Below are 24,494 nucleotides of genomic sequence, written 5' to 3'. Positions count from 1 at the left end.
ACTCAGATCGCCGGGCAGCCGCCGGCCTTGAATTTGCAGTGGCGGGCAATGACGGCGCGGATGATGCTCACCAGCTGGCAAGCCGCCGGCCCCGGCCGCTCGGCGTTGGCGATGATCAGCGACAACGACAGCTTGCGCTTCTGTCCCACCCGCAGCCGCAGCGGCTTGAGCAGGCCCGACGCCAGCTGGCTCTGGATCTTGTGCGTGGCCATCCACGCGAAGCCCAGGCCGGCGCACACCATCTCGGTGCGCGTGTTGGGGCTGGTGACGGTCCAGCGCTGGGCCGTGTTGAGCCAGCCGAAATCGCGCGCGCCCTCGCGCGTGGCCGACACGCCGCCGTCGCGCACCACGATGTGCAGGTGGCGTTCCAGGTCGTCCTCGTTCAGGTCGCGGTTCAGGCCGTGCAACGGGTGGCTGGGGTGGGCCACGGCCAGGAATTCGATGTCCAGCAACGCGTCGCCCAGGAAACCGCTGGGCACGTAGTTGGCGATCACCACGTCGGCGCGCTTTTCGCGCAGCACGTCGTCCGACGCGGACAAGATGGTTTCCTCCAGGTTCACCCGCGTGTGCCGCGCCAGCGGCTCGAACTCCTGCAGGATCTGGATCAGCAGCTCGCTAGGGAACAGGCTGTCCACCGCGAAGCGCAACTCGGACTCCCAGCCCTCGTTCAGGCTGGCCGCCAGCTCTTCCAGCTGGAAGGCGTCGTCCAGCAGCTCGCGCGCCTTGCGCAGCAGGGTTTCGCCGTTCTGCGTGAGCCGGGCGCGCCGGCCGTCGATTTCCAGCAGCTCGATGCCCAGCTGCTCCTGCAGCTTGGCCACCATGTAGCTGACCGAGGACTGGCTGCGGTGCAGCGCTTCCGCCGCCTGCGCGTAGCCGCCGCATTCGACGATGGCCTGCAGCACCTGCCACTGCTCCAGCGTGCTCCGTGGAATCTTCATTATTTGCTTTGCATGACGTAAGTGCCGTCCCAGTCGTCCGGCGGCGGTTCGTCCGCCAGCCGCAGGCAACGCTCGATGTACAGCGCGGCCGCCTTGTCGCCGGGGTTCAGCGCCAGCACTTCCTCGAACAGCTTGCGCGCCGCTTCCCATTTGCGCTGGCGGTAGTTGATGATGCCGTTGCGGAACAAGCCCATGGCGTCGATCAGGTTGGGATAGCTGTCCTCGGTGTGGAAGTCCAGCACCTCGTAGATCGCCACCGGCTTGGTCTTGCCCTGCACCACCACGATGTCCAGCTCCCGGGTCCGGTAAGTGCCGCGCAGCGCGCGGTAGGTGAACTCGCTGATCAGGATGTGCGCGCCGTACTGCTTGCAGGCCGACTCCAGCCGCGCCGCCAGGTTCACGCCGTCGCCGATGATGGTGTAGTCCATGCGCTTCTTGGAGCCGATATTGCCCGACACCACCTGGTCCGTGTTCAGGCCGATGCCAATGTCCACCGGCAGCTTGCCGTCGCGCAGGCGCAGCCGGTTCCAGGCGCGCAGCTCGGCCATCATGGCGACGGCGGTGCGCACCGCGCGGTCCGGGTCGTCCTCGTGCGCCACGGGAATGCCGAAGGCGGCCATGATGGCGTCGCCGATGAACTTGTCCAGCATGCCTTCTTCGCGCTGGATGCAGTCCACCATCATGGTGAAGTACTCGTTCAGCAAGGCCACCGTGCCCTGCGCGCCGAGCTGCTCGGTGATGGTGGTGAAGCTGCGCACGTCCGAGAACAGCACCGTGGCGTTGACGTTTTTCCCGCCCAGCATCTCGGCGCCGTTGGCCACCATCTGGTCGGCGATGCCGGGGTCCATATAGCGCGACATGGTGGCTTTCAGCCTCTTCTCGCTGGAAATATCCTCCAGCATCAGCATCCAGCCTATGCCCTTCTTTTCCACCGACAGCAGCGGCTGCACGTTGAAATTGACCGAGATGGTGTCCTCGCCGACGATCAGCGGCGCGTCCATGAAATGCTCGGCCACGTGGTTTTCTTCTACCAGGCGCAGCTTGTCCAGCACCCAGGTGTTGGGACCGGTGAAGAAGTCGGCCGCCTGCCGTCCCAGCAGCTGGGCCGCGTCGGCGCGCAGGATGCGCAGCCCGGCCGCGTTGCAGGTGACGATTTTCTCCTGCCCGTCCAGCGTGATGACGCCGTTCGACATCGACTCCAGCATCGCCTCGTTGTAGTTCTTCATCTGCTGCACGTCGGCGAACAGCTTGGCGTTTTCCAGCGCGATGGAAATCTGCGCCGTGAAGGCGCGCAGGCGCGATTCGTCCTCCATGCTGAAGGGGCCGCCGCGCTTGTTCAGCACTTGCGTCACGCCGATGGTCTTGCCGTGCTTGTTGACAATGGGCACGCACAGGATGGAGCGCGTGAAAAAGCCGGTGCGCTTGTCGAAGGCCGGGTTGAAGCGCAGGTCCGCGTAGGCGTAGGGGATGTTGATGGTTTTGCCGGAGCTGAACACGGCGCCCGCGATGCCGGCCGTGTTCGGCAGGCGGATCTGCATCGACTCCAGCCCCTGGCCCACTTCCGACCACAGCTCGCCGGTTTTCTCGTCGTTCAGGAACAAGGTGGAACGTTCGGCATTGAGCAGGCGCGTGGCTTCGCCCATCACGCGCTGCAGCAGCGAGCCGAGCTTGATGTCGGCCGTCACTTCGGACACCACATCGATGAACTCCATCTCCTGGCGCCGCACCTTCTTCATGTTTTCCAGGAAGCGCGCGCTTTGCAGCGCCAGCGTGCCCTGGGTGGTGAGCGCGGCCAGCAGTTCCAGGTCCTTGCGGGTGAACTGGCCGCGCTTGCGGTTCAGCGTTTGCGACACGCCGATGATCTCGCCCTTGAAGGTGCGGATCGGCACGCACAGGATGTTGCGCGTGACAAAGCCGGTCTGCTCGTCGATGGCGCGGTTGAAGCGCTCGTCGGCATAGGCGTCGGCGATCATCAGCGGCTCGCCGGTGGTGAACACGTGGCCGGCAATGCCGGACGTGTTCAGGAAGCGGATCTCGCGCTGGGTTTCGCCCTGCGCCACGCGCGAGAACAGTTCGTTGGTTTCGGGGTCGTTCAGGAACAGCGTGCCGCGCTCGGCGTCCAACTCCTCGGTGGTCACCTCCACCAGGGCGGTGAGGATTTCGTCCAGCGTGTCGTAGGCCGCCATGCGGCGCGACACTTCCAGCAGCAGTTCGGCCATGCGCAGGCGCGAGGACTGGGCCGCACCCTTCGGGCTGTTGTTCGACATGTCGTTCATGCCGCCGCCCCTTCCAGCGCGCTGCGCAGGGCGCGGATGGTGTCGTGCAGCTGCTGCACCTCGGCGCGCTGCGCGCTGGCCGCCTGCTGCAGCGTGCTGTCATGCTCGGCGTGCACGCGCTCCAGCTCGGCGCGCAGCACCGTGACGGTGTCGCGCAACTGGGCAATCTCGGCGAGCGACCCGGTCAGCGCGGCCTTGACGGCGGTGTCGCGCTCGCCGTGCGCCAGCTCCAGCGCGTCGCGCAGCGACATCACCGTGGCGCGGATCTGCTGCGTCTCGTTGTGCGCGGCGGCCAGCGCGTCCTGCACCTGGCGCTGGCGGTCGTGCTGGGCCTGCTCCAGTTCGGCGCGCAGCACAACGACGGTGCGCTGCAGCTCCCGTACTTCGGACAGGGCGACGCTGAGGGCGTCCGGCTCGGCGTGGTTGGTATTTGTCATGCAGCAATCATACCACCCGCCTCCGCTGCGGAAAACCGCCCCGCCGCCCCGCTAGTCCTACAATTTCCACTCCAGCCCGGCGCGGAACTGCGCCGCGCCCGGCGCCAGCGAATTGCGGCGCAGGCTGCCCCGGGCGTCGGTGTAGGTGGATTCGTCCAGCCAGTCCTCCGCCAGCGCGCTGACAATGGACAGCCTGAGCGCGTGCCTGGGCGTGAACTTGTACAGCAGGTAGACGTCCAGGTCGCGCTTGGCGGTGACGAAGCTGGACTGCTCGGCGCTGATGCGCATGACCCCGCCGCGCTTGAAGACGAAGCTGCCGCCGGCCGTCACCACCCCGTCGGCCGACTTGTAATCCATGCCCAGCGTGGCCGTCAGCGGCAGCTGCTGGTTCAGGCGGTTGTACGGGCCTGGCACGGCGTCCACCCGCGACCAGTTGCGGCTGACGCTGGCGCGCAGGTCGAGCGCGTGCGGCGTTTGCATCACGGCCTTGAGCGGAAACTTCGCTTCCAGTTCCAGGCCGCGCGCGACCGCCCTGCCGTCGTTGACCGAGGTCTGCACCCAGCGCCCGTTTTCCAGCAGCAGCCCCTGGCGCGTGTAATCGCTGATTTTGCGCACGAAGCCGCTGACGCTCAGCAGCGCCGTATCGGCCCAGTAGTGCTCGTAGCCCATGTCCAGCCCCAGCGCCAGCTCCGGCTTCAGTTCGGGGTTGCCGCGGAAATCCGGCGTGTTCTGGGTGTTGTTGGTGGCCATGAAGCGGCGCGGTATCAGCAAGGTGGTGGCCGGCGCCTTATAGGTGCGGGTCAGCGCGGCGCGCAGCTGGTCCTTGGTGTCGGGAATTTTCCACAGCGCCTGGAACACCGGGCTCAGCACACTGCTGCGGTTGCTCACTGGATCGAAACCGGAGCCGTGGCTGCTGGTTTCCAAGCCTTCCCAGCGCAGGCCGGCGTAAATCGACAGGCGCGGCGTGAAGTCCCACTCGTCCTGCGCGTACAGCGCCAGGCGCCGCACGTCGGCGCTGAAGTCCTCGTCCAGGTTGGACTGGCGCGCGCCCGCCAACGGCACTTCGCGCTGCATGCGGGTGTCGTCGCGGCGGCTGTCGGCGCCGTCCCAGCCCATGGACAAGGCGTGGCCCGTCACCAGCGGCGTCGAATACTTGCCGGTGAAGGTATAGCCGCGCTCCTTGGACAGCGTGTCCACCTGGCGGTCCAGTCCCGGCACGCCGTGGCTGGCGCCGGTCTGGCGCGTGCCGTTGCTGTTGCGGTTGGCGTTCAGGCCCAGCTTGGTGTCCAGCTTGCCGCCGCCGGCCAGCTTGTGCACCCAGTTGAGGTCGGTGCGGTAAAAGTCGTTGCGCTGGTGCACGTCGTTGGCGGTAGCGTCGAACTCTTGCGGCGCGCCGAACACGGTGGCCGTGTCCATGGTGGCGACAAAGCGGTAGCGGTTGGAGGCAATGAAGTTCTGCGAGGTCAGCGTGTCGCCGTTGGCCAGCACCCAGTTCAGGCGCGGCGCCAGGCTCAGGTTCTCCAGGCGTCCCACCTCGTTGGACTCGGAATGGCGCAGCACGCTGGGGCGCCCGGCGGCGTCGGTGCCGTTGTCGTCGATCAGCTTGAGCCAGTGGAAGTTCAACCGGTTGAGCGACAACACGGCGGAATAGGAAAAATTGCCGTCCTTGTCGGAGAAGTTGGCGACCCCATTGGCTTGCGAGAAGTCGTTGCCCCGCCCCGCCGTGGCCTTCACCTCGCGCTGCGCCGTCTTGATGGCCTTCTTCAGCACGATGTTGATGGTGCCGGCGATGGCCTGGGTACTGAACTCGGCGCTCGCCGCACGCATGATTTCCACCCGTTCGATGGTGTCCGGCGCCAGCTGGTCGATGGCAAAGCCGGCCGGCGCGCGCTCGCCGTTGAGCAGGATTTGCGTGTAGCCGCTGCCCAGGCCGCGCAGGCGGATGTCCGTGCTGCCGCCGCGCCCGCCCGTCACGCTGATGCCGGGCAGCCGTTTCAGCACGTCGCCGATATTGCTGTCGCCGTAGCGCAGAATTTCCTCCGATCCCACTACAATCTTGCTAGCCGTGTCGTCGCGCCGCGCGTCGTAGTCGGTCCCCGAGGCCCGCACTTCCACTTTCTGTATAGACGTCTTCTCATCCTTCAAAGGCGCCGGCGCAGCCCACGCATTCAAGGCGGAGGCCACGGCGGCGGCGGCGGCGGAGAAATTCATTGCAGTATGAAAGCGAGGCATGGCGCAGTATAACTTTGCAAAAAAGGCTACATTTTCTCATAATTGCTTGTTGTTGGGAAATAGCTTCAATCGTGTGCGGCCCCAGACCAACAAAGCAGAAATTGACCTCCGTGCCTTGCGCGCCGTTATAATGCGTATTCGTCTATATTGATAGGTGTGATAACTGTGTCCGACCGTCTAGCTGTACTGCCGCAATACCTGCTGCCCAAGGGCGCGCTGACCAACTTCGCGGGCCGCGTGGCCGGCGCGAAGGGCGGCGCCATGACTACCCGCCTGATCCGCTGGTTTGTGGGCCGCTACGACGTCAACATGGCCGAAGCGGCCAATCCGGACATCGCCAGCTACGCCTCCTTCAATGAATTCTTCACCCGCGCGCTGCGCCCGGACGCGCGTCCGCTGGCCGACGCCGACTTCATCTGCCCGGTGGACGGCCGCATCAGCCAGTTCGGCGCCATCGAAGACGACCAGATCTTCCAGGCCAAGGGCCACAAATTCAGCACCACCGCGCTGGTGGGCGGCGACCAGGCACTGGCAGCGCAGTTCCAGCACGGCAGCTTCGCCAACCTGTACCTGAGCCCGCGCGACTACCACCGCATCCACATGCCGTGCGACGGCAAGCTGACGCGCATGATCTACGTGCCGGGCGAGCTGTTCTCGGTCAACCCGACCACCGCGCGCGGCATTCCCGGCCTGTTCGCCCGCAACGAGCGCGTGGTGTGCGTGTTCGACACCGCCAGCGGCCCCTTCGTCATGACCCTGGTGGGCGCCACCATCGTCGGCAGCATGGCCACTGTGTGGCACGGCGTGGTCAACCCGCCGCGCCACAGCAGCATCCAGGAGTGGACTTATGCGGACAAGGACATCGTGCTGAAGAAAGGCGATGAACTGGGCCGCTTCCTGCTGGGTTCCACCGTGGTCATGCTGTTCCCCAAGGACACGCTGCATTTCAACAGCAGCTGGCAGCCGGCCGGCCCGGTGCGCCTGGGCGAAACCATGGCCAACCTTAAATAAGACTGCTGGATAAAACTGCGATGCTGCTGAAACGTACCATACTTGCCTTGAGCCTGGCCATGGCCGCCGCCGTTGCCGCCCAGCCCGCCGCCGCCTCCCCCGCCGTGCCGCGCGACGGCGCCGAATACCGCACGCTGGCCTCGCCGGTGACGCCGCAGGCGCAAGGCAAGAAGGTGGAAGTGATCGAATTCTTCATGTACCACTGCCCGGCTTGCAACATGCTGGAACCGGGCCTGGCGGCGTGGGTCAAGAAGCAAGGCGACGCCATCCAGTTCCGCCGCATCCACGTGCCGCACACCGGCGCCGCCGATCCGGAAGCACACCTGTTCCTGACCCTGGAAGCGATGAAGCTGGACGACAGCATGCACGGCAAGGTGCTGAATACCTGGCACGTGGAGCGCAAGCGCCTGAAGTCCGACGAGGACAACCTGGAGTGGGCCGTGAAGAACGGGCTCGACAAGGCGCAGTTCCAGTCCGCCTACAATTCCTTCGGCGTGCTGACGCGCCTGCGCAACCTGGAAAAGCTGGTCGGCAGCTACCGCGTGGACGGCACGCCCACCGTGGTCATCAACGGCCGCTACCTGACCTCGCCCTCCATCGTCGCCGAAAGCAACCCCAACCTGCCGCGCCCGTCGGTGGAAGCGGCAGCGTTCCAGGTGATGGACGCGCTGGTGCTCAAAGCGCAGCAGGAGCTGGGCAAGTAGGCTACGGCGGCTTGCGCTGTGTCATCTCCGGATAGGTTCTTTTATACTAAACTGAAGGACACAACCGGAGATCAGCGTGCCCACTCCCGCCTCATCCATCAATATCCAGATCGACGCCGATTTGGAGCGCCGTGCCAACGAAGCTTTGGCACAGATCGGACTGTCCATGTCGGACGCTGTCCGAATGTTTTTACATCAGGTAGCCAATGATCGCCGCATTCCATGGGACCTTAAAGTTCCGAACGAGACAACGCGCGCTGCCATGAAAGAATGCGACGAAATAATCGCGCATCATCAAGCCCGTTTCATGACTGCCGAAGAACTGTTCGCAGATCTTGAAAAAAACGGCAAAGAGTAAGCGGACCGCGATGCCGCGCGCGGTGGGCTACTCGAAAGAGTTCCCTAAAGATTGGGAGCGCTTGATTCGCGCTGGTCGCTACGACCCCAACAAACTCAAAGAAGCCATGCTGCTATTAATTGCAGGTGAGGCAGCCATGGGGCCGGAATGGCGCGATCACGCGCTGAGCGGCCCGTGGAACGCATACCGGGAATGCCATATAGGTGGAGACTTCCTGCTTATCTACCAAATATCCGGGAATGTCATTACATTTGCGCGCGCCGGAACACATGCGGAGCTCTTTGAGTAAGCTCAACTCCGTTACTGCTAGCCCAAACTCAAAACTACTTCGTTTGAAGTTATTCCACTTTCCCTAGGCAGCGCCGTTCGCAACAAGCGTAAATACAACAAGCTTAACTATTCTCAAAGTAATTGTTTTCGGATGGCAAATTATCTGAGTGCTGTTTGACTCATTCGATCAACCTATCCGGGAGAATTGCCTTGAAGAGTATCTGCGGTACGCCTGTTTTCCAGAAACAACCAAACAAAACTCCGACGAATACATCTGGCGCCTGCTCACGCAATTCGCGGCGCCCGCGCCGGGTGCGCCGGGCACGGTGGTGTTCGAAACCTGGGCCTCGGACGCCGAAACGTTCTCGGCCAAACCCGTCTGGCCCACGCCCGGCGCGCCGAAAAAGTTCCAGCGCAGCGTACTGCGCGCCTCGCGCGCCCACGGCGCCGGCGCAGCCAGCCCGATCGGCCCGATCGATATCCCCTGCACCGCGCCCGGCAACGCGGCGGCCGGCGGCTTCCCGACCGAAGGCACGCCCACGCCCTGCATCGCCGAAGAGGTGCGGCGCAACCGCCCGCAGTTCGACTACATCGTCACCAACGGCCTCAACACCAAGGCCGGCCTGGCGGCAGCCTACGCCAAGTCGCTCGACGTGCAGATGCCCACCAGCGCCATCTCCATCAAGGGCGACTGGGTGCCGGTGCAGACCCTGCTGCAGTGGATGCCGGAACTCGGCAGCGTGGAGCGCATCCGCCAGCTGTACTACACGGGCGTATCCGACAAGATGGAATACGCGGTGGTGGCGCTGCACGTGAGCAGCCGCCAGAACCCAAACTGGGTCTGGGGCACTTTCGAGCACCAGAAGAACCCCGGCCGCTGCGACGACCTGGGCTGCCATGACAGCTTCGGCGCCACCAAACACGTCGTCGCGCCCAACCGGAATGCCATCAACACGCAATACGGCGGCTGCGACAAACCGCCCGCGCTGAAGGCCCTGATGGCGGACGCCAAACTGTCGCCGGTGTGGCAGAACTACTGCCTGAAATCGTCCCAGGTGGACTACGTGGCCAAGGACGGCACGCCCTACGCGCTGGGCAACTCGGTGATCGAGCGGGTGGTCGGCAACGGCACCGTGGTGGCTTCGTCCTGCATCACCTGCCACGCCTATGCCTCGCTCGACGCCGCCGGCTCCACTTCGCTGGCCGCGTTGGCCATGCTGCCCTTCAACCCCACCGGCAAGCCGATCCCAGCCGTCCTCAAAAACTCGCTCAAGTACGACTTCATGTGGGGCGTGCTCCAGGCCAAGTAGGCGTCAGGGCGCGCGGGTGGCGCCGACCGGGCTGCCCAGCGATTCCAGCATGTCCAGGAACACCCGGGTCTTGGCCGGCATCAGCCGGCGGCCCGGGAAAACGGCCCAGCCGGTCACCGTCGGGAAGCTCCATTCGGGCAACACGCGCACCAGCTGCCCGCTTTCCAGGAAACTCCGCGCGAACAGCTCGGTGCTGGCGGCGATGCCGATGCCGGTGCAGGCCATGCGCACCAGCAGCTCCGGCGAGTTGGCGATCATGCGCGCCGGCAGTTCGCGTTCCCACTCGGTTTTGCCGCGCAGCAGATGCCAGCGGATCATGCCGTTCAGCTTGGGCGGCAGGCTGAGCAGGTCATGCTTGTACAGGTCGTCCGGGTGCTCGGGCAGGCCGCGCAAGGTGGTGTAGCCGGGCGAGGCGTACAGCGCCAGCTTGCTGATGGTCACCGCGCGCGCCGCCAGGGTGGAGTCGTCCGGCAGGTTGCCCATGCGGATGGCCAGGTCGAAGCCTTCGGCCACCAGGTCCACCCGGCGCGGCGACACGTCGATCTCCAGCGATATGGCCGGATACTTTTCCATGAAGCGCGCCATCAGCGCGCCCATGGCGTGGTTGGCGAAGTCGCCCGGCATGGACACGCGCAGCAAGCCGCTGGGCGCCTGCTGGCGGTGCTGCGCCAGCGCCCCGGCCGCTTCCACTTCCTCCGTCACCTTGCGCGCGTGCTCCAGCAGGCTGGCGCCGAACTCGGTGAGCACCAGGCGCCGGGTGGTCCTTTGCAGCAGGCGTTCGCCCAGTTGCGCCTCCAGCAGCGACAGCCGGCGCGACACGGTGGACTTGGGCTGCCCCACCCGATCCGCCGCCGCGCTGAAACTGCCGCACTCCACTATCCGGGCGAACAGGAGCAAGTCGCCGGGGTCGATATCCGCCATAAGAATTCCATGCTGTGTATGCCCGCGCACCTTACCACAACAGGCGCTGTCCAGAAAACAACGCAGCCCGCAACGCCTTGCACAAACTGATTTACACCTAATATGTTTAAGCTTAAAGTATATTCCGCAGGCTCCCCAACCCAACCAGGAAAAACAAGATGAAAAAGACCTTGCTCGCAGTCGCCATGTGTTCCACCTGTTCCCTCTCCGGCCTGGCCGCCGCGCAAAGCAGCGTCACCGTGTATGGCGCGGTCGATGCGGGCATCGTGCGCGAATCGGGCGGCGTGGCCGGCAACATCACCAAGCTGACGGGCGGCGTGGAAGGCGGCTCGCGCCTCGGCTTCCGCGGCAGCGAGGACCTGGGCGACGGCATGAAAGGCATCTTCGCGCTGGAGATGGGCTTCGGCCTGGACACCGGCGTGAGCGGCCAGGGCGGCGTGCTGTTCGGCCGCCAGGCGCTGGTCGGCCTGCAAACCAAGTCCGGCACGCTGACGCTGGGCCGCCAGTACACGCCGCTGTTCATGGCCATGACCAATATCGATCCGTTCCAGTCGCTCAGCACCGCCGGCTCCGCCGCCAACCTGATGTCGAACGCCGGCATCCGCATGAACAACACGGTGAAGTACACCATGCCGGACACCATGGGCTTCTCCGGCGAGCTGGCCTACGGCCTGGGCGAAGTGGCCGGCAACAGCGACGCCGGCCGCAACGTGGGCGCCAACCTGGGCTACACCAGCGGCAAGCTCAGCATCAAGGCCGCCTACGCCAACATCAACAGCATCCCGGCCGGCGCCGCCGCCATGACCAAGGGCCGCACCACCATGCTGGGCGCCACCTACGACTTCGGCGTGGCCAAGGCTGCGCTGGCGTACTCGGTCAACCGCGGCACGGTCAACATCAACAACACCATCAACCCGAACGGCCAGGCCGACTCGCGCGACCTGCTGCTGGGCGTGACCGTGCCGTACGGCCCGCACACGCTGCGCGCCTCGGTCATCGACAAGAAGGACCGCGCCGGCACCAGGCGCGGCGCCGACCAGTGGGGCGTAGGCTACAGCTATTACCTGTCGCGCCGCACCGACGTCTACCTGGCCTACGCCAGCATCGACAACGACGCGGCCAAGGGCGCCACCGGCTTCTACACCGTGGGCAACGCCAGCGAAGTGGGCTCGGGCGACCGCGCCATCAACCTCGGCATGCGCCACAACTTCTAACAAGGAACACCATGGATGCGAAACCGGACTGCAGTTTCGAACGCGAAGTGCTGGTCCGGTTTGCGCATTGCGACCCGGCCGGCATCGTCTACTTCCCGCAATACCTGGTGCTGTTCAATGGCCTGGTGGAGGACTGGTTCAACGAGGGGCTGGGCATAGGCTATGCCCACTTCATCGGCGAGCGCCGCTGCGGGCTGCCGATCGTGAAGCTTGATTGCGAGTTCAAGGCGCCCAGCAAGATGGGCGAACGCCTGACGCTGTCGCTGGGCGTGGCGCGCGTGGGCAACAGCTCGATCGCGCTGCGGCTGAGCGCCAGCGCGGGCGGACAGTTGCGCGTGGTGTCCAACCAGGTGCTGGTGACGACCTCGCTCGATACCAACAAGGCCATTCCGATTCCGGAAGACTTGCGCCGCTTGCTGTAGCGGCGCGCCCGCCATCACACTCCCACGTAGCGGTGCCAGACGTCCGGCGCCGCGCGCAGCGTGGGGGAATCTCCAGACCACACCACTTTGCCGCGCTCGATGATCGTATGCTGGTCGGCGAAGCGCGTCAGCCGCTCCACGTACTTGTCGATCACCAGCGTGGTCTGGCCCACGCTGCGCAGCCGCTCCAGGCATGCCCAGATCTCCTCGCGTATCAGCGGCGCCAGGCCTTCGGTGGCCTCGTCCAGTATCAGCAGGTGCGGGTTGGTCATCAGCGCCCGGCCGATGGCCAGCATCTGCTGTTCGCCGCCGGACAGCTGCTTGCCCATATTGCGCACCCGTTCCTTCAGGCGCGGGAACAGCTCGTAGATGCGCGCCAGCGTCCATGGCTCGGCCGACTGCGAACGGTTGGCGGCGAACGCCACCAGGTTCTCCTCCACCGTCAGGTTGGGGAAAATCTGCCGCCCTTCCGGCACGATGGCCAGCCCGGACCGCGCAATGCGGTCGGTCGCCATGCCGTCGATGCGCTGGCCGTTGAAGGTGATGCTGCCGCTGCCGATCCGGTTCAGCCCCAGGATGGAGCGTATGGTGGTGCTCTTGCCCATGCCGTTACGGCCCAGCAGCGTGGCGATGTCGCCGCGCTTGATCTCGAACGTCACGCCGAACAGCACCTGGCTGCTGCCATAGGCCGCCGTAATGTCCTGCACTTTCAGTATCGCGCTCATGCCGTCACCCCGTCGCCCACTTCATCACCCAGTTCGTCGCCCAAGTACGCCTTCTTCACCTCGATATTGCCGCGAATCTGGTCCGGCGTGCCGGTGGCGATGATGCGCCCGGCCACCAGCACCGAAATCCGGTCCGCCATGCGGAACACGGCATCCATGTCGTGCTCGATGATGAGCACCGCGATCTCCGGACGCAGGCTTTCGATCAGCGGTATCATTTCCACCGATTCTTCGTGCCCCATGCCCGCCATCGGCTCGTCCAGCAGCAGAAGGCGCGGGCGCGTGGCCAGCGCCAGGCCCAGTTCGAGCTGCCGCTGCGCGCCGTGCGCCAGGCTGCCGGCCAGTTTGTCCACGTGCGGCCCCAGGCCAACCCGCTGCGCCAGTTCGCGGGCCTCGTCGAACAACGCGCGCTCGCTGAGCGCCGGGCGCCAGAAGCGCATGCTGGAACCGCTGCGCGCCTGCACCGCCAGCGCCAGGTTGTCCAGCACCGAGAAGCGCGGGAAGATGTTAGTGATCTGATAAGAGCGCGCCAGTCCGGCCTGCACCCGCAAGTGCATGGGCACGCGCGTGACGTCCTCCCCGGCAAAGGCGATCCGCCCGCTGTCGGACGCCAGCGCGCCGGAGATCTGGTGAATCAGCGTGGTCTTGCCCGCGCCGTTGGGGCCGATGATGGCGTGGATTTCGCCCGCGTGCACGCTCAGGTTCAGGTGGTCGGTGGCGGTCAGGCCGCCGTAGCGCTTGACCAGGCCTTGCAGTTCCAACAGTGGAGTGCGCATTGCCTCGCTCATTTCCGCTCTCCTTTGAAACGGTCCGCCAGGCTGGCCAGGCCCTTCGGCAGCAGCAGCACCACGATCAGCAAAATCACGCCCAGCGGCAGCTGCCAGTGCTCGGTGTACCCGGCCAGCACCTCTTCCAGCACCAGCAGGGTGAAGGCGCCCAGCACGCCTCCCCAGAAATAGCCGGCGCCGCCCAGGATCACCATCACCATCAGGCTGCCGGACTGGGTCCAGTGCACCAGGCTGGGGCTCACCAGCATGTTCTGGTTGGCGATCAGCGCGCCCGCCAGGCCGGCCAGCGCGCCGGCGATGGCGAAGCAGGTCAGCTTGTAGCGGAACACCGGGTAGCCGATGGCCGCCATGCGCGTTTCATTGTCGCGCACGGCCTGCAGCACGCGGCCGAAGCGCGAATTGACCAGGCGGTGCATCAGCAGCAAACAGCCCGCCAGCAGTGCCAGCACCACGTAGTAGAAGGAAGTGTCGCTCGACAGGTCCACGCCCGGCAGGCCCAGCGAAGAGCGCGACATCAGGTTCAGTCCGTCCTCGCCGCCGTAGCTGCGCAGCGAAATGAACAGGTAGTACACCATCTGCGCGAAGGCCAATGTGATCATGATGAAGTAGATGCCGCGCGTGCGCAGGCATAGCGCGCCGATGGCCAGCGCCATCAGCCCGCCCACCAGCATGGCCGCCGGCCAGCTTATCCATGCCGAGGCCACGCCGTGCTGCATCAGGATGCCGACCGCATAGGCGCCGGCGCCGAAATAGGCCGCGTGACCCAGGCTGACCATGCCGCCGAAGCCGAGGATGAGATTAAGGCTGCTGGCGGCCAGCGCGAAGATCATCAGGCGGCACGCCATGCTGATGTAGAACTCCTGGCCCAGCGCCTGCGCCCCAAGCGGGAAAACCAGGAACAGCGCCAGCAGCACCAGGGTGCGCGGCAGCGGAATGCGATGGTGCAGATTGCTGTGCAGATTGCTATGCAGGGTGGTATGCATGATGGGCTCCTAGCCGCGTGCGGGGAACAAGCCCTCGGGTTTGAAAAACAGCACGGCGGCCATCAGGATGTAGATCAGCATCGATGACAGCGCCGCGCCCAGGTCCGCCAGCAGGCCTTCCGGCGCCATCGCCGCCGTCAGCATGGGCAGCAGGGTGCGGCTCAGCGTGTCCACCATGCCCACCAGCAGCGCGCCGGCCAGCGCGCCCCGGATCGAGCCGATGCCGCCGATGACGATGACCACGAAGGCCAGGATCAGGATGCCCTCCCCCATGCCCGACTGCACCGTGAGTATGGGGCCGAGCAAAGCGCCGGCCAGCCCGCACAGCGCGGCGCCGAAGGCGAACAGCAGCGTGAACACGCGGCCGATGCTGGCCCCCATCACCACCGCCATTTCGCGGTTCGACGCCCCGGCCCGCACGATCATGCCGATGCGGGTCTTCACCACCACGAAGTACAGCAGCAGCGCCACGGCCAGGCCGGCGCCAATGATGAACAGGCGGTACGACGAGTAGCTGAAGTGCGCCGTGAACTGCACCGGCGTAGCCAGCGCGGGCGGCACATTGAGCGAGATCGGCGCGGCGCCCCACAGCATGCGCGCGGCCTGGTTGAAGATCAGGATCAGCGCAAACGTGGCCAGCACTTGCGACAAGTGGTCGCGTCCGTACAGCCGCCGCACCACCGCCAGCTCCAGCACCACGCCCAGCAGCGCGGTGGCGCCCACCGCCAGCAGCAGTCCCAGCCAGTAGGAGCCGGTCAGCCCGGTAAAGCTGGCGGCGAAATAGGCGCCCGCCATATACAGCGAGCCGTGCGCCAGGTTCACCAGGTCCATAATGCCCAGCACCAGTGTCAATCCGGCCGCCAGCAAAAACAGCATCAGACCGAATTGCAGGCCGTTCAGGCCGTGCTCGATCAGTAGCGCGATATCCATGCCCATCCCTCTCCGAAGAAGTGCCTTGAAAAATACTTTAAGCTTCAAGCATGCTACCCGAATTTGGCTCAGCATCAAGCTTTTTCGCTTGCCGGCAGCGCTTTTTTTCGGGCCCGGATATTTTTCTTGACGCCTATATATTTTAAGCTTAAAGTATATTTCAATAGCAGCGCACCAGCAGTTCGGACTCCCCCGCAGACATCGTCAACACGGAGCAGAAATGATCGCTACAGGCTACACCGACACCTTCGCACGGGACAATCTGCCGCCGCGCGATCAATGGCCGGACATGACCCCCTTGCTGCCGGAACTGCACTACCCTGAGCGCCTGAACTGCGCCGCCGCGCTGCTGGACGAGATGGTGGCCAAAGGCCACGGCGCCAGCCCCGCCATCCACAGCTACCAGCTGTCCTGGACCTACGCCGAACTGCTGGAAAAAGTGGACCGCATTGCCCATGTGCTGCGCGGGCCGCTCGGTCTGGAGCCGGGCAACCGCGTGCTGCTGCGCGGCGCCAACAGCCCCATGATGGCGGCGTGCGCGCTGGCGGTGCTGAAGGCCGGCTGCATCCTGGTGCCCACCATGCCGCTGCTGCGCGCCAAGGAACTGTCCATCGCCATCGACAAGGCCAAGGTCAACGCGGTGCTGTGCTGCGCCGCGCTGGCCGAGGAAATGGAGCTGGCGCGCACCCAGACCGGCATGGCCGGCCCCGCCGTCTACTTCGGCGAAGGCGGCACCTTGGAACAGGTGATGGACCGCCAGCCGTCCGCCTTCACCGCCGCCGACACCGCCGCCGACGACGTCTGCATCATCGGCTTCACCTCCGGCACCACCGGCGTCCCCAAAGGCACCATGCACTTCCACCGCGACGTGCTGGCCATTTGCGACTGCTTCCCGCGCTCCACGCTGCGCTCCAACGCCAGCGACGTCTTCATCGGCACGCCGCCGCTGGCCTTCACCTTCGGCCTGGGCGGCCTGCTGCTGTTCCCGCTGCGCGTGGGCGCGGCCGCCGTGCTGCTGGACCGCCTGGCGCCGGACCTGCTGCTGAAAGCGATCCAGGACTTCCGCGCCACCATCTGCTTCACCGCCCCCACCTTCTACCGCCTGATGGCGCCGCTGGTCCAGGGCTACGATCTGTCCTCGCTGCAGAAGGCCGTGTCGGCCGGCGAAGCGCTGCCGAGCGCCACCCGCACGCTGTGGCGCGACAGCACCGGCCTGGAAATCATCGACGGCATCGGCGCCACCGAAATGCTGCACATCTTCATCTCGGCCGCCGGCGACGCGGTGCGGCCCGGCGCCACCGGCAAGGCCATCCCCGGCTACCAGGCTTGCGTGCTGGGCCCGGACGGCGAAGCGCTGCCGCCCGGCGAAGTGGGCCAACTGGCCGTCAAGGGCCCCACCGGCTGCCGCTACCTGGACGACGCGCGCCAGCAGCAGTACGTGCGCAACGGCTGGAACCTCACCGGCGACGCCTACCGCATGGACCAGGACGGCTATTTCTGGTACCACGCGCGCACCGATGACATGATCATCTCGGCTGGCTACAATATCGCCGCGCCGGAAGTGGAAGAGGCGCTGATGTGCCATCCGGCCGTGGCCGAATGCGCGGTGGTGGGCTGGCCGGACGAGGAACGCGGCCAGATCGTCAAGGCATTCGTGGTGCTGCGGCCGGGCCACGACGCCGGCGCCGAACTGGCGCGCACGCTGCAGGAGCACGTCAAGCAGACCGTGGCGCCTTACAAGTATCCGCGTGCCGTAGAATTCCTGGCGGCGCTGCCGCGCACCCAGAGCGGCAAGCTGCAGCGCCATGTGCTGCGCAGCGCGCCGCTCAAGTAGGCCTGCAACCAGGCCCATCGTCATCGCACATAATCATAATAATCACAATAACCAACCACCACCCAGCCAGGAGCCGCCAGTGAAACTCAACGCCACCGCATTCCGCCACACCGCCCTCGCCGCCGCTTCCGCCGCCGCCCTGCTGGCTGCGGCCGCCCCGGCATCCGCCGCCGACAGTGTGAAGGTCGGCATGGTCACCACGCTGTCCGGCGCGGGCGCCGGCCTGGGCGTCGACATCCGCGACGGCTTCGCGCTGGCGCTCACCCACCTGGGCAACAAGATGGGCAACCTGCCGGTGGAAGTCGTCACCGGCGACGACCAGCAATCTCCCGACGTGGCCAAGCAGATGGTCGACAAGATGATCAAGAAGGACAAGGTCGACTTCATGACCGGCATCGTGTTCTCCAACCTGATGCTGGCGGTCGGCCCCACGGTGTTCAACTCCAAGACCTATTTCGTCAGCGCCAACGCCGGCCCGTCGCAGTATGCGGGCGAGCAGTGCAACCCCTATTTCTACAACGTCGCCTGGCAGAACGACAACCTGCACGAGGCGGTGGGCCAGCAGGTGCAGCAGCGCGGCTTCAAGAACGTGGCCCTGATCGCGCCGAACTACCCGGCCGGCAAGGACGCGCTGACCGGTTTCAAGCGCTACTACCGGGGCCAGGTGGCCGGCGAGATCCTCACCAAGCTGGGCCAGCTGGATTACGGCACCGAAATGGCGCAGCTGCGCGCCCTGAAGCCGGACGCGGTCTACATCTTCCTGCCGGGCGGCATGGGCGTGAACTTCATCAAGCAGTTCGTCGACGCCGGCCTGTCGAAGAACCTGCAGCTGTTCGGCCCCGGCTTCTCGGCCGACGAGGACATCATCCGCGCGGTGGGTGCGCCGATGCTGGGCATGTTCAATGCGTCCCAGTGGGGGCACGACATCGACAACCCGCAGAACAAGCGCTTCGTGGCCGACTTTGAAAAAACCTACGGCCGCCTGCCCAGCCTGTACGCATCCCAGGGCTACGACGCGGCCATGCTGATGGATTCGGCGGTGCGCGCCGTGAAAGGCAACCTGGCCGACAAGGCCGCCGTGGGCAAGGCGCTGCAGGCGGCCAATTTCAAATCGGTGCGCGGCGACTTCAAGTTCAACCGCAACCACTATCCAATACAGAAGTACTACGCCCGCATGATCGGCAAGGACGCCCAGGGCCGCATCACCAACCGCACGCTGGGCGTGGTATTCGACGCCCACCAGGACGCCTACGTCGGCGCCTGCAAGCTGTAACGAACGTACAGGAAACAAGGAGTCACGATGAACATCACATGCATAGGCGGCGGACCGGCCGGGCTGTATTTCGGCCTGCTGATGAAGAAGCAGAACCCTGCCCACCAGATCACCGTCGTCGAGCGCAACCGCCCGTATGACACCTTCGGCTGGGGCGTGGTGTTCTCGGACCAGACCCTGGGCAACCTGGTCAACGCCGACGAGCAGACCGCGCGCACCATCCTGCAGTCCTTCAACCACTGGGACGACATCGACACCCACTTCAAGGGCGCCACCGTCACCTCGGGCGGCCACGGCTTCTGCGGCATCGGCCGCAAGCGCCTGCTCAACATCCTGCAGCGCCGCTGCGAGGAGCTGGGCGTGAAGCTGGTGTTCGAGACCGACGTGGCCGACGACCAGGAAATCGCGGCCGCCTACAACGCCGACCTGGTGATCGCCAGCGACGGCTTGAACAGCCGCATCCGCACCCGCTACGCCGCCAGCTACCAGCCGGACATCGAACAGCGCCAGTGCCGCTTCGTCTGGCTCGGCACCAAGAAGCTGTTCTCGGCCTTCACCTTCGCGTTCGAGGAAACCGAGCATGGCTGGTTCCAGGCCCACGCCTACCAGTACGACGGCGACACCTCCACCTTCATCGTCGAAACGCCCGAGGAAGTGTGGCGCAAGGCGGGGCTGGACCAGATGAGCCAGCAGGAATCGATCGCCTTCTGTGAGCGCCTGTTCGCCAAGCACCTGGACGGCAATGCCCTGATCAGCAACGCCACCCATTTGCGCGGTTCTGCGGCATGGATCACCTTCCCGCGCATCATCTGCAACAACTGGGTGCACTGGAATACCGTGGGCGGAAAACGCGTGCCCGTGGTCTTGATGGGCGACGCCGCCCACAGCGCGCACTCCTCCATCGGCTCCGGCACCAAGCTGGCGCTGGAGGATGCGATCGAACTGGCGCGCTGCTTCGAGAAGCACGGCCAACCTGGTGATAGCGGCATGGAACAAGTGCTGGACGCCTACCAGAAAGTGCGCGCGGTGGAAGTGCTGAAGATCCAGAGCGCGGCCCGCAACTCCATGGAATGGTTCGAAAACGTGGAACGCTACACCGCCATGGAGGCCGAGCAGTTCGCCTACTCCATGCTGACGCGCAGCCAGCGCCTGTCGCACGAGAACCTGCGCGTGCGCGACGCCGGCTACGTGGAACGCTACGAACGCTGGATCGCCGAGCAGGCCCACGCGCAAGCGGGACTGGCGCCGCCGCCCGCCGGCCGCCACAGCATTCCGCCCATGCTCACGCCCTTCAAGCTGCGCGGCACGGTACTGAAGAACCGCATCGTGGTGTCGCCCATGGCCCAGTATTCGGCGGTGGACGGCGTGGCGGGCGACTACCACCTGGTGCACCTGGGCGCGCGCGCCATGGGCGGCGCCGGGCTGGTGTTCGCCGAAATGACCTGCGTGTCCGCCGACGCGCGCATCACCCCGGCCTGCCCCGGCCTGTACGCGCCGGAACACACGGCGGCGTGGAAGCGCATTGTCGACTTCGTTCACAACAACACCAGCGCCAAGATCGCCATGCAGATCGGCCACGCCGGCGCCAAGGGCTCCACCCGCCGCGCCTGGGACGGCATCGACCAGCCGCTCGAATCGGGCAACTGGCCGCTGGTGTCGGCCTCCGAGCAGCAGTACCTGCCCGGCGTGTCGCAGACGTCGCGCGCGGCGACGGCCGAAGACATGGCGCGCATCAAGGCCGATTTCGTGTCCGCCACGGTGGCGGCGGCCGAAGCGGGCTTCGACTGGCTGGAACTGCACTGCGCGCACGGCTACCTGCTGTCGTCCTTCATCTCGCCGCTCACCAACCACCGCCAGGACGAATACGGCGGCTCGCTGGAGAACCGCTGCCGCTATCCGCTGGAAGTGTTCAAGGCGGTGCGCGCCGCCTGGCCGCAGGACAAGCCGATCAGCGTGCGCATTTCGGCGCATGACTGGGTGGAAGGCGGCATCACGCCGGACGACGCTGTGGCCATCGCGCTCCTGTTCAAGGATGCGGGCGCGGACATGATCGACTGCTCGTCGGGCCAGGTCAGCAAGCAGGAAAAGCCGGTCTACGGCCGCATGTTCCAGACGCCGTTCGCGGACCGGGTGCGCAACGAGGCCGGCATTCCCACCATTGCGGTGGGCGCCATCTTCGAAGCGGACCACGCCAACAGCATCATCGCAGCCGGCCGCGCCGACCTGTGCGCGGTGGCCCGTCCGCACCTGGCCAATCCGGCCTGGACGCTGAACGAAGCGGCCAAGATCGGCTACCTGGACGTGGAATGGCCGCAGCAGTACACGGCCGGCAAAGTGCAGCTGGAGCGCAACCTGGAGCGCGAGCGCCAGATCGCGGCGGCCAACAGCGGCATGACGCCGCAGCAGATCGCAGCCAAGCTGCTGGAAGGATAAGCATGAAATCCCCCACCAGCGCCGGCGCAGGCCCGCTGCACGGCAAGCACGCCTTCGTTACCGGCGGCGGGCGCGGCATCGGCAGCGCCATCGCCCTCGCCCTGCTGCTGCAAGGCGCCCGCGTCACCCTGGCCGGCCGTACCGCCGCCGTGCTGGAACAGACCGCGCACGAGCTGGCGTCCGCGCTGGCCGGCGGCACTGCGGCCGCAGTGGACTACGTCACCGTCGACGTCACCAGCCGCGAATCCGTGGACCAGGCCATGGCCGAAGCGGCGCGCCGCCACGGCCGCATCGACATCCTGGTCAACAACGCCGGCCAGGCCGCGTCGGCGCCATTCAGCAAGACCGGCAGCGACGTCTGGCGCCAGATGATGGCGGTGAACCTGGACGGCAGCTACCACTGCATCCAGGCCGCGCTGCCCGGCATGCTGGCGGCGGGCTGGGGCCGCATCGTCAACGTCGCCAGCACCGCCGGGCTCACCGGCTACGCCTACGTGTCCGCCTACTGCGCCGCCAAGCACGGCGTCATCGGCCTCACGCGCGCGCTGGCGCTGGAACTGGCCACCAAGGGCATCACCGTCAACGCAGTCTGCCCCGGCTACACCGAAACCGACATCGTCAAGGACGCCGTCGCCAATATCGTCGCCAAGACCGGCCGCAGCGAAGCACAGGCGCGCGCCGAACTGGCGGCCGGCAATCCGCAGAAACAACTGGTACAGCCGGAACAGGTGGCCGACGCCGTGGCCTGGCTGTGCCAGCCCGGCGCCAGCGCCATGACCGGGCAGTCGCTGGCCGTGGCCGGCGGCGAAATCATGTAAGGAAGCACCGAATGACATCCAAAACACCAGCCGCGCCTGCCGCGGACGTCCAGCCCGCGCCGTCCGCCCAGGTCTTCGACCTGGAATCGCGCCTGACGCAAGACCACCACCAATCGCTCAAGCTGTGGCTGCGCATGCTCTCCTGCACCACCATGATAGAGAGCGAAATCCGCACCCGCCTGCGCAACGAATTCGGCATCACCCTGCCCCGCTTCGACCTGATGGCCCAGCTGCAGCGCCATCCCGAAGGCCTGCGCATGGGAGAACTGTCCAAGCGCATGATGGTCACCGGCGGCAACATCACCGGCATCACAGACCAGCTGGAACACGAAAAGCTGGTGCTGCGCGTGCCCGACCCGAAAGACCGACGCGCCTACAGCGTCAAGCTCACCGCCGCCGGCCGCCGCTCGTTCGAGCGCATGGCGCAGGTGCACGAAGGCTGGATCGCCGAGCTGCTGGACGGCCTCTCGGTAAAAGAAAAGAACGACATGATCGCGCTGCTGTCGCGCATGAAAGGCCATCTCAGCGACGGCCCCCACCAGGACGAATAAGGAACACCGCCATGCGCTACCTCCCAGGAGCCCCACACCAACTGCCCGGCAACAGCCAGGCGCTCGCCGGCTACCAGGCCGCGCACTTCAAGTTCGAAGTGCAGGCCGGCGTCGCCACGCTGACGCTGAACCGCCCCGAGCGCAAGAACCCGCTCACCTTCGACTCTTACGCCGAGCTGCGCGACCTGTTCCGCGCGCTGGCCTACGCCGAGGACGTGAAAGCCGTCGTCATCACCGGCGCCGGCGAGAACTTCTGCTCCGGCGGCGACGTGCACGACATCATCGGCCCGCTCACCAAGCTGGACATGCCCGGCCTGCTGGCCTTCACCCGCATGACGGGCGACCTGGTGAAAGCCGTGCGCGCCTGCCCGCAGCCGGTGATCGCCGCCATCGACGGCGTGTGCGCCGGCGCCGGCGCCATCCTGGCCATGGCGTCCGACATGCGCCTCGGCACGGAGCGCAGCAAGACCGCCTTCCTGTTCACCCGCGTGGGCCTGGCCGGCTGCGACATGGGCGCCTGCGCGCTGCTGCCGCGCCTCATCGGCCAGGGCCGCGCCGCCGAGCTGCTGTACACCGGCCGCTCCATGGGCGGCGCCGAAGCCGAGCGCTGGGGCTTCTTCAACAGCCTGCACGCGCCGGACGCCCTGCTGCAAGCGGCGCAGGCGCTGGCCCAAGGCCTGGCCGGCGGCCCCACCTTCGCGCACGGCATGACCAAGAAAATGCTGCAGCAGGAGTGGAACATGGGCGTGGACGAAGCCATCGAAGCCGAAGCCCAGGCCCAGGCCATTTGCATGGCCACCAACGACTTCCACCGCGCCTACCACGCTTTCGTGGCCAAGCAAAAACCCGAATTCGAAGGCAATTAAGGAGCCGCCATGTCCGACAAAGATTACCTGAGCTGGCCCTTCCTGGAGCCGCGCCACCGCCAGCTGGAGCAGGAGCTGGACGGCTGGGCCACGCAGCACGTCGCCCAGCACCACGAGCATGACGTGGACGCCGCCTGCCGCGCGCTGGTGACGCAGCTGGGCCAGGCCGGCTGGCTGTCGCACGCCATCGCCGGCAGCCGCCACGGCGGCGCGGCCGACGTGATCGACACCCGCGCCCTGTGCCTGATCCGCGAAACGCTGGCGCGCCACAACGGCCTGGCCGATTTCGCCTTCGCCATGCAGGGCCTGGGTTCCGGCGCCATCAGCCTGTTCGGCAGCGACGCCAACCGCGAAGCCTATCTGCCCCGCGTGGCGCGCGGCGAAGCGATTGCCGCCTTCGCGCTGTCCGAGCCGCAGGCCGGTTCCGACGTGGCGGCCATGCAGTGCGCCGCAGTGCAGGACGGCGACAGCTACATCCTGAACGGCGAGAAGACCTGGATCTCCAACGGCGGCATCGCCGATTTCTACGTGGTGTTCGCCCGCACCGGCGAACAGCCGGGCGCACGCGGCATCTCCGCCTTCATCGTGGACGCCGGCACGCCGGGCTTCGAGATCGCCGAACGCATCAACGTCATCGCGCCGCATCCGCTGGCGCGGCTGAAGTTCACCGGCTGCCGCATCCCCGCCGCGCAGCGCCTGGGCGAAGCCGGCCAGGGCTTCAAGGTTGCCATGGCCACGCTGGACGTTTTCCGCACCTCCGTCGCCGCCGCCGCGCTGGGCTTCGCGCGCCGCGCGCTGGACGAAGCGCTGGCGCACGCCAGGCAGCGCAAGATGTTCGGCCAGACGCTGGCCGATTTCCAGATGACCCAGGCCAAGCTGGCGCAGATGGCCACCGGCATCGACGCCGCCGCCCTGCTCACCTACCGCGCCGCCTGGCAGCGCGACCAGGGCCGCAACGTGACCAAGGAAGCCGCCATGGCCAAGCTCACCGCCACCGAAACCGCGCAGCAGGTGATCGACGCGGCGGTGCAGATGTTCGGCGGCCTGGGCGTGGTCAGCGAGCATCCGGTGGAACGGCTGTACCGCGAAATCCGCTCGCTGCGCATCTACGAAGGCGCCTCCGAAGTCCAGCAACTGATCATCGCGCGCGAAATGCTGCGCGCCTGATCCGATACCCTACAACTGAGTACAACTGAGAGG

23 protein-coding genes are annotated in these 24,494 nt (G+C 66.1%); 14 read left to right on the top strand and 9 right to left on the bottom strand.

Translation table 11 applies throughout. The features are described 5' to 3' along the window. Nucleotides 1-2: 2 nt before the first annotated feature. The 4 genes from AC56DV_RS12975 to AC56DV_RS12960 are packed head-to-tail and all read right to left on the bottom strand — an operon-like array spanning nt 3 to nt 5,862. The gene (locus AC56DV_RS12975) at nt 3-938 is read right to left on the bottom strand and encodes a LysR family transcriptional regulator (protein ID WP_496314687.1); all 936 of its coding nucleotides are present in this window, start codon (nt 936-938) and stop codon (nt 3-5) included. Beyond that, on the bottom strand, nt 938-3,214 hold the full coding sequence (locus AC56DV_RS12970; protein ID WP_496314686.1) for a GAF domain-containing protein: 2,277 nt from the start codon (nt 3,212-3,214) through the stop codon (nt 938-940). The genes AC56DV_RS12975 and AC56DV_RS12970 overlap by 1 nt, the downstream gene beginning before the upstream one ends. Further along, a complete protein-coding gene (locus tag AC56DV_RS12965; protein WP_496314685.1) occupies nt 3,211-3,651 on the bottom strand; it encodes a hypothetical protein in 441 nt (146 codons plus the stop codon). The genes AC56DV_RS12970 and AC56DV_RS12965 overlap by 4 nt, the downstream gene beginning before the upstream one ends. A gap of 57 nt (nt 3,652-3,708) precedes the next feature. Further along, entirely contained in the window at nt 3,709-5,862 is a 2,154-nt protein-coding gene (locus AC56DV_RS12960) for a TonB-dependent receptor plug domain-containing protein (RefSeq protein WP_496314684.1), read from the bottom strand. A 186-nt stretch (nt 5,863-6,048) separates the two neighbouring features. Between AC56DV_RS12960 and asd the strand changes: the two genes are divergently transcribed. The 5 genes from asd to AC56DV_RS12935 all read left to right on the top strand — a co-directional run bounded on the left by asd (nt 6,049) and on the right by AC56DV_RS12935 (nt 9,536). After that, complete coding sequence (gene asd / locus AC56DV_RS12955) at nt 6,049-6,894, top strand: archaetidylserine decarboxylase (RefSeq protein ID WP_496314683.1); 846 nt, start codon at nt 6,049-6,051, stop codon at nt 6,892-6,894. 20 nt (nt 6,895-6,914) lie between these two features. Beyond that, a complete protein-coding gene (locus AC56DV_RS12950) occupies nt 6,915-7,598 on the top strand; it encodes a thiol:disulfide interchange protein DsbA/DsbL (RefSeq protein ID WP_496314682.1) in 684 nt (227 codons plus the stop codon). A 76-nt stretch (nt 7,599-7,674) separates the two neighbouring features. Continuing rightward, nucleotides 7,675-7,956 carry a type II toxin-antitoxin system RelB/DinJ family antitoxin gene (locus AC56DV_RS12945; protein WP_496314681.1) on the top strand — a complete coding sequence of 94 codons (282 nt, stop codon included), beginning with the start codon at nt 7,675-7,677 and terminating at the stop codon, nt 7,954-7,956. After that, complete coding sequence (locus AC56DV_RS12940) at nt 7,934-8,245, top strand: type II toxin-antitoxin system YafQ family toxin (protein ID WP_496314680.1); 312 nt, start codon at nt 7,934-7,936, stop codon at nt 8,243-8,245. The genes AC56DV_RS12945 and AC56DV_RS12940 overlap by 23 nt, the downstream gene beginning before the upstream one ends. Before the next feature lie 310 nt (nt 8,246-8,555). Beyond that, the gene (locus AC56DV_RS12935) at nt 8,556-9,536 is read left to right on the top strand and encodes a hypothetical protein (protein ID WP_496314679.1); all 981 of its coding nucleotides are present in this window, start codon (nt 8,556-8,558) and stop codon (nt 9,534-9,536) included. A 3-nt stretch (nt 9,537-9,539) separates the two neighbouring features. Here AC56DV_RS12935 and AC56DV_RS12930 read toward each other — a convergent pair whose 3' ends face one another. Then, nucleotides 9,540-10,457 carry a LysR family transcriptional regulator gene (locus AC56DV_RS12930; protein WP_496314678.1) on the bottom strand — a complete coding sequence of 306 codons (918 nt, stop codon included), beginning with the start codon at nt 10,455-10,457 and terminating at the stop codon, nt 9,540-9,542. Between the two features lie 158 nt (nt 10,458-10,615). On the opposite strand from AC56DV_RS12930, the gene AC56DV_RS12925 reads away from it, so the two are divergent. Both AC56DV_RS12925 and AC56DV_RS12920 read left to right on the top strand, forming a co-directional pair. Then, a complete protein-coding gene (locus AC56DV_RS12925; protein WP_496314677.1) occupies nt 10,616-11,671 on the top strand; it encodes a porin in 1,056 nt (351 codons plus the stop codon). Nucleotides 11,672-11,682: 11 nt separating this feature from the next. Further along, the gene (locus tag AC56DV_RS12920) at nt 11,683-12,093 is read left to right on the top strand and encodes an acyl-CoA thioesterase (protein ID WP_496314676.1); all 411 of its coding nucleotides are present in this window, start codon (nt 11,683-11,685) and stop codon (nt 12,091-12,093) included. Nucleotides 12,094-12,107: 14 nt separating this feature from the next. Here the strand turns inward: AC56DV_RS12920 and AC56DV_RS12915 are convergent, their stop codons facing one another. The 4 genes from AC56DV_RS12915 to AC56DV_RS12900 are packed head-to-tail and all read right to left on the bottom strand — an operon-like array spanning nt 12,108 to nt 15,519. Further along, nucleotides 12,108-12,818: an ABC transporter ATP-binding protein gene (locus AC56DV_RS12915; protein WP_496314675.1), complete on the bottom strand. Its 711-nt coding sequence runs from the start codon at nt 12,816-12,818 to the stop codon at nt 12,108-12,110. After that, nucleotides 12,815-13,594, bottom strand: a complete 780-nt coding sequence (locus AC56DV_RS12910; protein WP_496314674.1) for an ABC transporter ATP-binding protein — start codon at nt 13,592-13,594, stop codon at nt 12,815-12,817. The genes AC56DV_RS12915 and AC56DV_RS12910 overlap by 4 nt, the downstream gene beginning before the upstream one ends. 8 nt (nt 13,595-13,602) lie before the next feature. Continuing rightward, complete coding sequence (locus AC56DV_RS12905; protein WP_496314730.1) at nt 13,603-14,592, bottom strand: branched-chain amino acid ABC transporter permease; 990 nt, start codon at nt 14,590-14,592, stop codon at nt 13,603-13,605. Between the two features lie 6 nt (nt 14,593-14,598). Further along, on the bottom strand, nt 14,599-15,519 hold the full coding sequence (locus AC56DV_RS12900) for a branched-chain amino acid ABC transporter permease (protein ID WP_496314673.1): 921 nt from the start codon (nt 15,517-15,519) through the stop codon (nt 14,599-14,601). A 220-nt stretch (nt 15,520-15,739) separates the two neighbouring features. Here AC56DV_RS12900 and AC56DV_RS12895 point away from each other — a divergent pair, with 220 nt between their 5' ends. From AC56DV_RS12895 to AC56DV_RS12865, 7 genes are all read left to right on the top strand, one after another. Beyond that, on the top strand, nt 15,740-17,353 hold the full coding sequence (locus AC56DV_RS12895; protein WP_496314672.1) for an AMP-binding protein: 1,614 nt from the start codon (nt 15,740-15,742) through the stop codon (nt 17,351-17,353). A 79-nt stretch (nt 17,354-17,432) separates the two neighbouring features. Then, nucleotides 17,433-18,626, top strand: a complete 1,194-nt coding sequence (locus AC56DV_RS12890) for an ABC transporter substrate-binding protein (protein ID WP_496314671.1) — start codon at nt 17,433-17,435, stop codon at nt 18,624-18,626. A 27-nt stretch (nt 18,627-18,653) separates the two neighbouring features. Further along, nucleotides 18,654-21,059, top strand: a complete 2,406-nt coding sequence (locus tag AC56DV_RS12885; RefSeq protein WP_496314670.1) for a bifunctional salicylyl-CoA 5-hydroxylase/oxidoreductase — start codon at nt 18,654-18,656, stop codon at nt 21,057-21,059. 2 nt (nt 21,060-21,061) lie between these two features. Next, on the top strand, nt 21,062-21,877 hold the full coding sequence (locus AC56DV_RS12880; protein WP_496314669.1) for an SDR family NAD(P)-dependent oxidoreductase: 816 nt from the start codon (nt 21,062-21,064) through the stop codon (nt 21,875-21,877). An 11-nt stretch (nt 21,878-21,888) separates the two neighbouring features. Continuing rightward, nucleotides 21,889-22,428, top strand: coding sequence for a MarR family winged helix-turn-helix transcriptional regulator (locus tag AC56DV_RS12875; RefSeq protein WP_496314668.1), 540 nt, complete (start codon nt 21,889-21,891; stop codon nt 22,426-22,428). Nucleotides 22,429-22,439: 11 nt separating this feature from the next. Then, nucleotides 22,440-23,294, top strand: a complete 855-nt coding sequence (locus tag AC56DV_RS12870; RefSeq protein WP_496314667.1) for an enoyl-CoA hydratase family protein — start codon at nt 22,440-22,442, stop codon at nt 23,292-23,294. Between the two features lie 9 nt (nt 23,295-23,303). Continuing rightward, on the top strand, nt 23,304-24,461 hold the full coding sequence (locus AC56DV_RS12865) for an acyl-CoA dehydrogenase family protein (RefSeq protein WP_496314666.1): 1,158 nt from the start codon (nt 23,304-23,306) through the stop codon (nt 24,459-24,461). Nucleotides 24,462-24,494: the final 33 nt, after the last annotated feature.

Source organism: Massilia sp. BGA-UO-ETr-WB1 (assembly GCF_059567845.1).
The sequence above is the reverse complement of the archived record's forward strand: the minus strand, read 5'-3'. Positions and strand labels throughout refer to the sequence as shown.